Source organism: Oscillospiraceae bacterium, assembly GCA_015068525.1.
Lineage (GTDB): Bacteria > Bacillota > Clostridia > UMGS1840 > HGM11507 > SIG450.
Genome location: SVKJ01000038.1, coordinates 1 through 9,390 on the forward strand (window position 1 = coordinate 1; position 9,390 = coordinate 9,390).

At 33.2% G+C, this 9,390-nt stretch carries 9 protein-coding genes and 1 tRNA gene; 4 read left to right on the top strand and 6 right to left on the bottom strand.

Going from position 1 to position 9,390, the window contains the following annotated elements:
* Positions 1–43: 43 nt before the first annotated feature.
* From E7419_07895 to E7419_07915, 5 genes are all read right to left on the bottom strand, one after another.
* Positions 44–511 (bottom strand): hypothetical protein, encoded by a 468-nt coding sequence (locus E7419_07895; protein ID MBE7015103.1) that lies wholly within the window; start codon positions 509–511, stop codon positions 44–46.
* Positions 512–562: 51 nt separating this feature from the next.
* Positions 563–657 (bottom strand) — tRNA-Ser (locus E7419_07900).
* Positions 658–886: 229 nt separating this feature from the next.
* The gene (locus tag E7419_07905) at positions 887–1,678 is read right to left on the bottom strand and encodes an MBL fold metallo-hydrolase (protein ID MBE7015104.1); all 792 of its coding nucleotides are present in this window, start codon (positions 1,676–1,678) and stop codon (positions 887–889) included.
* A complete protein-coding gene (locus E7419_07910; GenBank protein ID MBE7015105.1) occupies positions 1,678–2,934 on the bottom strand; it encodes a UDP-N-acetylglucosamine 1-carboxyvinyltransferase in 1,257 nt (418 codons plus the stop codon). Before E7419_07910 ends, E7419_07905 begins: the two co-directional genes overlap by 1 nt.
* Before the next feature lie 103 nt (positions 2,935–3,037).
* A complete protein-coding gene (locus tag E7419_07915) occupies positions 3,038–3,628 on the bottom strand; it encodes a rubrerythrin family protein (protein MBE7015106.1) in 591 nt (196 codons plus the stop codon).
* Positions 3,629–3,761: 133 nt separating this feature from the next.
* Between E7419_07915 and E7419_07920 the strand changes: the two genes are divergently transcribed.
* From E7419_07920 to E7419_07935, 4 genes are all read left to right on the top strand, one after another.
* Entirely contained in the window at positions 3,762–5,018 is a 1,257-nt protein-coding gene (locus tag E7419_07920; protein ID MBE7015107.1) for a galactokinase, read from the top strand.
* A 484-nt stretch (positions 5,019–5,502) separates the two neighbouring features.
* Positions 5,503–6,342 (top strand): MurR/RpiR family transcriptional regulator, encoded by an 840-nt coding sequence (locus E7419_07925; protein ID MBE7015108.1) that lies wholly within the window; start codon positions 5,503–5,505, stop codon positions 6,340–6,342.
* A 23-nt stretch (positions 6,343–6,365) separates the two neighbouring features.
* Positions 6,366–7,154 carry a hypothetical protein gene (locus E7419_07930; protein MBE7015109.1) on the top strand — a complete coding sequence of 263 codons (789 nt, stop codon included), beginning with the start codon at positions 6,366–6,368 and terminating at the stop codon, positions 7,152–7,154.
* Positions 7,151–8,086 (top strand): hypothetical protein, encoded by a 936-nt coding sequence (locus tag E7419_07935; protein ID MBE7015110.1) that lies wholly within the window; start codon positions 7,151–7,153, stop codon positions 8,084–8,086. The genes E7419_07930 and E7419_07935 overlap by 4 nt, the downstream gene beginning before the upstream one ends.
* A gap of 123 nt (positions 8,087–8,209) precedes the next feature.
* On the opposite strand, the gene E7419_07940 is transcribed toward E7419_07935, so the two are convergent.
* On the bottom strand, positions 8,210–9,091 hold the full coding sequence (locus E7419_07940) for a PHP domain-containing protein (GenBank protein ID MBE7015111.1): 882 nt from the start codon (positions 9,089–9,091) through the stop codon (positions 8,210–8,212).
* Positions 9,092–9,390: the final 299 nt, after the last annotated feature.

The window sequence follows — 9,390 nt, forward strand, 5'->3', positions numbered from 1 at the left end:
TGCAACATTAACTCTTTATTGAGCAAGTTGCACCCATTAAGTTTTATTTGTTTAAGAACCAAAAGAATAATATAAGAACTATAATTCCCCATAGTATTATTCCTAAATAATGGCGTTTTTGTTTTGGTTGATAATTACTTATATCTGTTTGCGGTCTGTATTCGTAAGAATTTTGTGCACGAGAACGAGAGTTGTTTGTTGCAGAACGAGCTTTACGATACATTGAAAGAGGATCTGTCTGATTCATAATACGAGAATAAAAATGATTAAGCCATAGTTCGTCTTCGGGTTCGCACATATTTGATTCGTTACAACCTGGCTCGTGTGAAATTTGATTTCTAACCCAACGATAATGTTTGAGTGTTTTTAAATCATCATCCCAATTACTAACATAGTGATTGCCGTTTGGCGTATTTATCATCTCATCAATATATGCAGATAGTCTTCTGTCGTCATTTAGTATTTCGCCACATAACTTTTCTAAATGTTTATATGAATCTATGAAACTCATAAGGACCTCCTAAGTTAAAGACCGTGAACTTATATAGTTCACGGTCGTCGTTGGCGGACAGGGTGGGATTCGAACCCACGTGCCGGATTGAATACCGACAAACTGATTTCGAGTCAGCCCCGTTATGACCACTTCGATACCTGTCCGTGTGTATGTTTGAACTCCGATTTGACGGAGAAAAAACTAAGCAAATTATAAAATTTTGTTAGAAAAATGTTAGAAATGGCTAGAAAAACCGCTAGATAAGGCGGTATAAACCAGGTTTGAACCTCGCTTAAACCCGCGTGGTTAAGCCATTTGTAGGGGTACAGTTACAGTGTAACCGAGGGGATTTCGAGCATGTTCCGTTATGTTTATTGCAAGAATTATTCAAATTTAAAAACTAACCATCTCACTTATCATATCACGTTTTGCGACCCAAAGCAAGAGGTCTTTATCAATTTTTATATTTTTACTTTCCATTTTATCTTTGGTTACTTTATATGCAAGTTCCGGAGTATTGGCTTCGCCACTTAAATGACCGAGCATAAGTCTTTTCAATCCATCGTTAGCAATTAAACTTGAAAAGTAAGCAGAATTTTCATTTGAAAGATGACCATTATCTCCTAAAATTCTATGTTTTAAAGACTCGGGACGATTGCTGTTTATAAGCATATCCACATCGTGATTTGATTCAAAGAACATAAAATCTCTGCCTTTAAAACACTTGAAAAAATTTTCCGAAATGTATCCAATGTCCGTAGCATAACTTGCAGTTTTTTTGCCAAACTGAAAATTAAAACCTAAGGAATATTTAGTATCATGCGGAGTTTTGAAAGAGGAAACAACAATATCTTTAACTTCAAACTCTTTTTCGTCAGGTATGATAATTCGTCTATACATTGGCATATTTATAGATTTATCAAAAATTTCTTCATGAGTTCCATATGATGCATAAATCGGTATATCAGTTTTATTAACAATCATTGAAAGCGCACTGATATGGTCAGTGTGTGGATGAGTTATAAATAATGCATCAATGTCAGTAATTTTTAAATCAATTTTATCAAGTTGCTCTCTGATTTGTTTAAAAGAGCCACCACAATCTATTAAAATGTTTGTGTTTTTATATGTAAAAGCTGATGCGTTTTTACTGCTTCCTGAATACAAAGAAGTAAATTTAACCATTATATTGATACTCTCCTGATAGTTCCACCGATGCCTTCAATTTTTTCTACAACTCTTTCATAGCCTCTGTCAATATGATAAATTTCAGAAATTTCGGTAGTTCCTTCTGCAGACAACCCTGCAATAAGCATTGCAGCACCTGCTCTTAAATCAGTTGCAAGGACAGGAGCGCCTGAAAAACTTTCGACTCCTTCAATAACAGCCATATTACCATTTACATTGATTTTAGCACCCATTTTTTTAAGCTCACTTACATATTTATAACGTGAATCCCAAACTGTTTCAATAACAGTACTTGTACCATTGGATAAAGCCAGAAGCGTTGCAATAATTGGCTGCATATCAGTAGGGAACCCAGGGTAAGGCATTGTTTTGACTGTCGATTTGTTAAAACGTTCTATATAGAAAATTCTAACATAATCGCCGCCTTCTTCAACACCGACGTTCATTTCTTCAAGTTTTGCACTTATTGGTTCTAAATGTTTGGGAATAACATTTTGGATTGTAACATCACCTTTAGTTGCGGCAGCCATAACCATATATGTGCCTGCTTCGATCTGGTCAGGAATTATGGCATATCTTGTGCCTGAAAGTTTATCTACACCTTTTATTTTTATAATATCAGTACCAGCACCTTTTATTTTTGCACCCATAGAATTTAAAAAGTTTGCAAGGTCAACAATGTGAGGTTCTTTTGCAGCGTTTTCGATTGTTGTGGTGCCTTGCGCTTTAACTGATGCAAGAATAATATTCATTGTAGCGCCGACTGAAACTGTATCTAAAAAAACGTTGTTTCCAATAAGTTCGGAAGCAACAGCTTCAATTCTGCCACCTTTGGTTTCTACTTTAGCTCCTAATGCTTCAAATCCTTTAATATGTAAATCCATTGGTCTGTCACCGAGATTACATCCACCCGGCAATGCAATATCTGCGTGTTTATATTTAGATAAAAGTGCACCCATAAAATAATATGATGCTCTCATTTTGCTTGTTAACTCAAAAGAACAGGTAGTAGTGGAAATTCCCGTACAGTCTATTTTGACCGTGTTTTTATCAAGTAGTTCAATTTTAGCACCAAGTTCAGTAAGAATTTTAAACTGAACTTCTATATCCTGAATCATAGGGACATTTTCGATGATACAGGGTTCATCTGATAAAATGACAGCAGGAACTATAGCAACAGCAGCATTTTTAGCACCACTTATACATACCGAACCATTTAATGGTTTTCCACCTGTGATTATGTATTTTTCCACACCATACACTCCCTTAAAAAATCACTTCAGTATATTATATCATATCAATAAAAAAAATCAAAGTGTTTTTTAAATATTTTATAAAAATGTATGGTGTGAAAGCCTAATTTGTATAAGGAGAAAATTCTTTTCTTATGAAATAACCCTGATTATGATCGCAAACAGGACAATTTTTCGGTGCTTCTTTTCCTTTGTGAACATGCCCGCAATTTAAACATACCCATTCAACTTCGTTGTCGTCAGAGAATAATTTGTTGTTTTCAAGAAGATTTGCAAATTGCATAAATCTTTCGGCGTGAGTTTTTTCAATTAAAGCAATTTTGTCAAATAGATTTGCAACTTTAATGAAACCTTCTTCTTTTGCCATTTTTGCAAAATCAGGATAAACAGGAGAAAATTCTTCCTGTTCATTATGAACGGCGCTTTTTAAAAGTTCTAAAATATTTGTAGATTTATCTACAGGATATCCGCCTTCGATATTAATGTTTTCGCCTTTTAGTTCACCTAGTGCGTCATAAAAAAGTTCTGCATGTTCTTTTTCCTGACCTGCAGTATAATTAAAGATAACTTCAATAACATGAAGCTGTTGTTTTTTTGCTTCACTTGCAGCAAAAGTATAACGGTTTCTTGCCTGGCTTTCTCCTGCAAACGCTTTCATCAGATTAATTTTGGTTTTACTGTCTTTAAGTTCCATAAATGTCAACTCCTTTTTCTCATATTATCTTTTTCTAAGGTAAAAAATATACATAAATTTTAAAATATAATTGACTAATTAAAAAAGTATGGTATTATTATACTTGTAAAATAAATTGGTAGAGGTTTTAAAAATGAAAAATAATATTTTTACAAAAGAAGTTTTAGAAAAAATAGAACTTTTATATGACAATAATGAAGAAACAAAAGAAAGATATCTTAATGCGGTAAATACATTTAAGAAACTTTATAAAAGGGATGATTTTAATATTTTCTCTGCACCTGGCAGAACGGAAATAATAGGCAACCATACCGATCATCAGCGTGGTATGGCAATGGCGGGAAGCGTTAATCTGGATGTAATCGGTGTAGCAGCAAAAAATAATTCTGATTTTGTAAGAGTGGTATCTTTTGGTTATGAAAAAGAAGACATAGTTAATGTAAATGAACTCGATATTAGAGAACACGAAAAAGAAAGATCAGTTTCACTTATAAGAGGGATTGTTAAAGCGTTTGTTGACTTAGGGTATAAAGTAGGAGGGCTTGATATATATGTTTCAAGCAATGTTTTAAAAGGCTCTGGACTTTCTTCTTCTGCCGCGTTTGAAGTTTTAATTGCAACTATAGTAAATCATATGTACTGCGATGCTAAAGAAGATGCAATATCTATTGCTAAAATTGGCAAGTATGCAGAAAATGTTTATTTTGGGAAACCTTGCGGGCTATTAGACCAGTTGGCTTCAAGTGTAGGCGGTTTTGTATATATGGATTTTTGCGATAATTCTAATCCTAAAGTTGAAAAAATAGAACTAAACTACAAAAAAGAAGGATATACTTTGTGTATTCTTGATACAGGTGGAAGTCACGCTGATTTAACTAATGACTATGCTGATATTTCGGGAGAACTTAAGAAAATATCACAACATTTTGGAAAAGAAGTTTTAAGAGAAGTACCTGAGGATGATTTTATAAGAGAAATCAAGATGCTAAGAGAAAAAGCAGGCGACAGGGCGGTTTTAAGAGCATTTCATGTGTATGAAGAAAATAAAAGGGTAGAAACGGCTAAAAATTGTCTTAAAGAAAAAGATTTTAATGGATTTTTACAAATTTTAAAAGTATCAGGAAACTCGTCTTTTAAATACTTACAAAATGTATATTCTCCATCAGATACTAAACAGCAAGGACTTGCTTTAGCACTATTACTTGCTGAGAAAATTTTAAAAGATAAAGGTGCTTTTCGTGTTCATGGAGGCGGGTTCGCAGGAACAATACAAGCATTTGTTCCAAATGAACTTGTAGATGAATATGTTTCTGAAATGGAAAGCGTATTCGGAAAGGGAAAATGTCACAAACTTTTTGTAAGACCGCTTGGCGCAACAAAAATATTATAGTAAAAAACGCCTGAATTTTTCAGGCGTTTTTTAATAAATAAATTACCTATATAATTTTCTTTCTTTAATTTCTTTAAAATGCAGCATCGAAGGCAAATTCGGAAAAGAAACTATGATTGCAGGACTTAACAAGTTTCTGCGTATTTACTACGGCAAGATTACTGAACTCTATAATTTCATTGATAAAGAATTAAATTGAAGTAACTACCCCAAACCTTTAATATTTTCACTGAGTGACAAAAATATCTATTTGCCAACTCTATTTTTTTATGCCCTTTTTGTGTTGATAAAATTTGAAAAAGAATATTTTTTGAAATAAAAAGTGATGTTGTACAATCGATTTTACCGGGTTTTGAAATTGTTTTAAATAGATGTTGTGGTTATAATTTTATCTTGACAAAAAAGAAGGGATACGATATAATAGAAAATAATTCTAATTAATAAAAAAAAATAGAAAAAAATTTCTAAGATTGAGAGGGGTTATATGGTAATTGCAAAAATTCATAATGTATTTAAAAACCTTACAGCAACAGAACAAAAGATTGCATCATACATTTTAGAATTTCCGGAAAAGATTATTAATATGACAGCAAAAGACCTTGCAAGTGCTTGTGAAACAGTTCCGTCAGCAGTTAATCGATTGTGTAAATCTATTGGTGTGGAAGGTTTTCCAAAATTGAAGATTTCTTTGGCTGCTGCAGTTGGTAAGGAAGGCTACAATGAGAATAACATTCCATTTGATAAAGAAGATAATCCAAAATTGATATTTAATAAGGTTTTCAACTCTGGTATAAATACGCTTAAAAGTACCTGCCAAATGATTGATTTTTCTAAAATAGATGAAATATCCAAAAAACTGGCATCAGCACAGCGTATTTTTATATTTGGTGTGGGGACATCTTCTGTGGTTGCAATTGATTCAGCTTATAGGTTTTCTCAACTTGATGTTCAGGCATATGCTTACACGGACATTTTACAGATGAATGTTATGGCAAATAATATGAAAAGAGGCGATGTTGCATTTGGAATTTCGCACAGCGGAAGAACAAAAATAGTTGTTGATGTAATGCGTGCTGCAAGGCAAGCTGGTGCGACAACAATAGCATTAACCAGCTTTACGAAAAGTCTTTTATATACAGAGAGTGATTATTCTATTTCGGTGTATGCTGATGAAAAAAATTATCCTGTTGAAGCTGTATCAGCCCGTATAGCACATATGTGTGTAATTGATGCGCTCATGTTGACAATAGCGTCTATGAATTATGAAGATTACTCAAAACATATTTCTTTAAGAAATGCTGCCCTTGATGGCATAAGATATTAAAATAAGAAAAGAGGTATAATTAAATGAATAAAAAGGTTATCTTAATTTCAATTGATGGTATGCGCCCCGATGGACTTATAAAATGCAAGAATCCTTATGTTGATGAATTAAAGAAAATAGCATCTTATACTTTTGATGCAAGAACAGTATTTCCGTCCGTTACGCTTCCTTGCCATATGTCAATGTTTCATAGTGTTCCGCCGGAAAGACATGGGACAACTACTAATATATATATGCCACAGGTGCGACCAATTAACGGTTTGTTTGAACAGTTAAAAAATGCAGATAAGGTATCTGCTATGTATTATGGCTGGGAACCACTTCGCGATGTATCTAGACCGGGTTCTCTTAAAGAATCTGGGTATACAAATGCATATTCGTTTGAACACACTGATGCAATGTTAACTGAAAAAGCACTTAGTTACATTAAGATTGCTAAACCTGATTTTGTTTTTCTTTATATGGTTGAAACAGATGAAAAAGGCGGACATGATAACGGATGGATGAGTGCTGTCTACCTTGATTATATTAATCGTGCAATCAGTAATGTTCAAAGAGTTATTCAAGAAACAAACGGAGAATATACTGTAATTGTAACAGCTGACCACGGTGGACATGATAGAGCACATGGAACCGACATGGATGAGGATATGACGATACCAATGTTTTTTTATGGACCGCAATTTGTACCTGGCAGAGAATTTAGCGGAGTAAGTATTCTTGACATAGCACCGACAATAGTCGACATTATAGAGATTGCTCCGGCAGAAGAATGGGAGGGAAAATCTCTTATAAGAGATGAAAACGTATGAGTATTTTTTCAACTACATTAAATCAGATCGCTTTCCTTTTTGGATTTATAGTTATAGGATATATACTTGTAAAACTTAAAATATTACCTGAAAATTCATCTATGGTTTTATCAAAACTGGAAAACACAATTTTTATACCTGCGCTGGTTATGGGAACATTTATTGAAAACTTTACCATAGAGAGAATTAGCGAATCATGGAAATTATTGTTTGTAAGTTTTATAATAGCGTGTATCGCAATCCCTTTTGCAATTTTGATCTCTAAACTAATTACAAAAGATAAGTATATTCAGAAAATTTACACATATGGATTGTCATTTTCAAATTTTGGATTTATGGGTAATGCGGTGGTAAGCGGCCTGTTTCCGGATGTTTTTTTCGAATATCTGATTTTCACATTGCCGTTGTGGATATTGATATATCTTTGGGGAGTACCAAGACTTCTTATTTTTGATATAGAAAAAAAACAAACTTTTAAAGAATCTCTGAAATCTTTTGTTAATCCTATGTTTATAGCGATGTTGATAGGTATTATAATTGGTCTGTTGAATATTCAGCTTCCCAAGTGGATTATGTCTTTGATAAATGTATCGGGTGATTGTATGTCGCCGATTGCCATGATTCTAACTGGAATTGTTGTATCATCAATATCCTTAAAAAAGACTTTCATAAATGTAAGAATTTATATTGTTTCTATTATAAGACTTATTATTATACCCGTCCTTTTCATAGTGGCGTCACTTTTTTTGAAAATTTCTGAAACAACCTATATTTGTGCACTTTGCTCACTTGCAATGCCTCTTGGCCTCAATACCATTGTTATACCAAGTGCACTTGGTAAGGACACATCGATTGCGGCAGGTATGACGGTAATTTCCCACTTACTCTCCTGTATAACTATTCCGTTAATTTTTTCCGTTATTGCGAATTAACACAACAAGGTTCTCCGAAAATCTAAAGCCTTTATCTTTCAGATTTTCGTGAGGTTCTTATACAAACGACAAAAGACGGAGTTGCAGTTTGAAAACTCCGTCTTTTGGTATTTAATAAATAAATTACCTATATAATTTTCTTTCTTTAATTTCTTTAAAATGCATTTCTGTTGTTCCTACACTTAATGGTTCGATATAGTATGAATACTCAGTAATTGGCATATCCTTCGGGCAGGAGGAGTAAAGTCCGCCACATAATCCGTGATGGTCACTACCACCCGATATGTAAAGATTTTTTTTGATAGCAATCTGATATGCTTTTTGTTTTTCTTCATCTGTAAGAATTGGATGCCATACTTCCATACCCTGTATACCACACTTTATTAAATAATCTATCTCATCAAGTTGATTGTGCGGATGAGCAATTACAGGAATACCACCTGCATTCTTAATCAGATTAATTAAACTATCCAGTGACAAAAAATTTATATTTGTCGGGTATTTGCTTCTTTGATGAAGAAAATTTTTATTAAACCAATCGATGTAATCTTCTTTTTTTCCCAGACCTTTGTCTATAATGGCATTATAGACATGATTATTACAAATGTATGTTAAATCTTTATTGTAATCTAATATTTCTTGCCATGTTATACCTGTAATTTCACCATTTTCAACTGCTTCATCAAAGCAACTCTTTGTGTTGAGAGTTGCTTTATATGACATTTCTTCCAGATATTTTTTCATTGGCATATAATCCATATCGAAATCAAATGCAACTATATGGTATTCTTTTGGGTCAATTACAGAAAATTCAACGGCTGCTATATATTCAATATTATTTTTTTGACAAGCGGTTTTAAATCTTTTAAATCCTTGTATTGTATCGTGGTCGGAAAGAGCAAGTGCTTTATATCCCTCTTTTTTTGCTATATCAACAATTTCTTCGGGTGAATAGACGCCGTCAGAAAAAGCTGAATGAAAATGTAAATTTGCATAAAAATTCATACTTTTTCACCCCTGAAATTATAAGCCTAACTCTTTATGACGGTTGTTATACAGTTCGCACAATTCTTTTTCGCCAAGTTTTTCTGCTTCTTTCAGCCATTTTTCCCATGCTGCATCTCCTGTTTCCTGACCTATTATATATTTAAACATTACTTCTTCAAATTTTTTGGAAAGACCTGTAATTAAATCGGCAGATTTTGAAACATCATTATTTTTTGAAAACAGAACAACAGGGTCAGAAGGTTCTAAACCTTTACATTTTTCAACCCAATCCTGAGCTTCTTTTTCTCTTTCTGTAT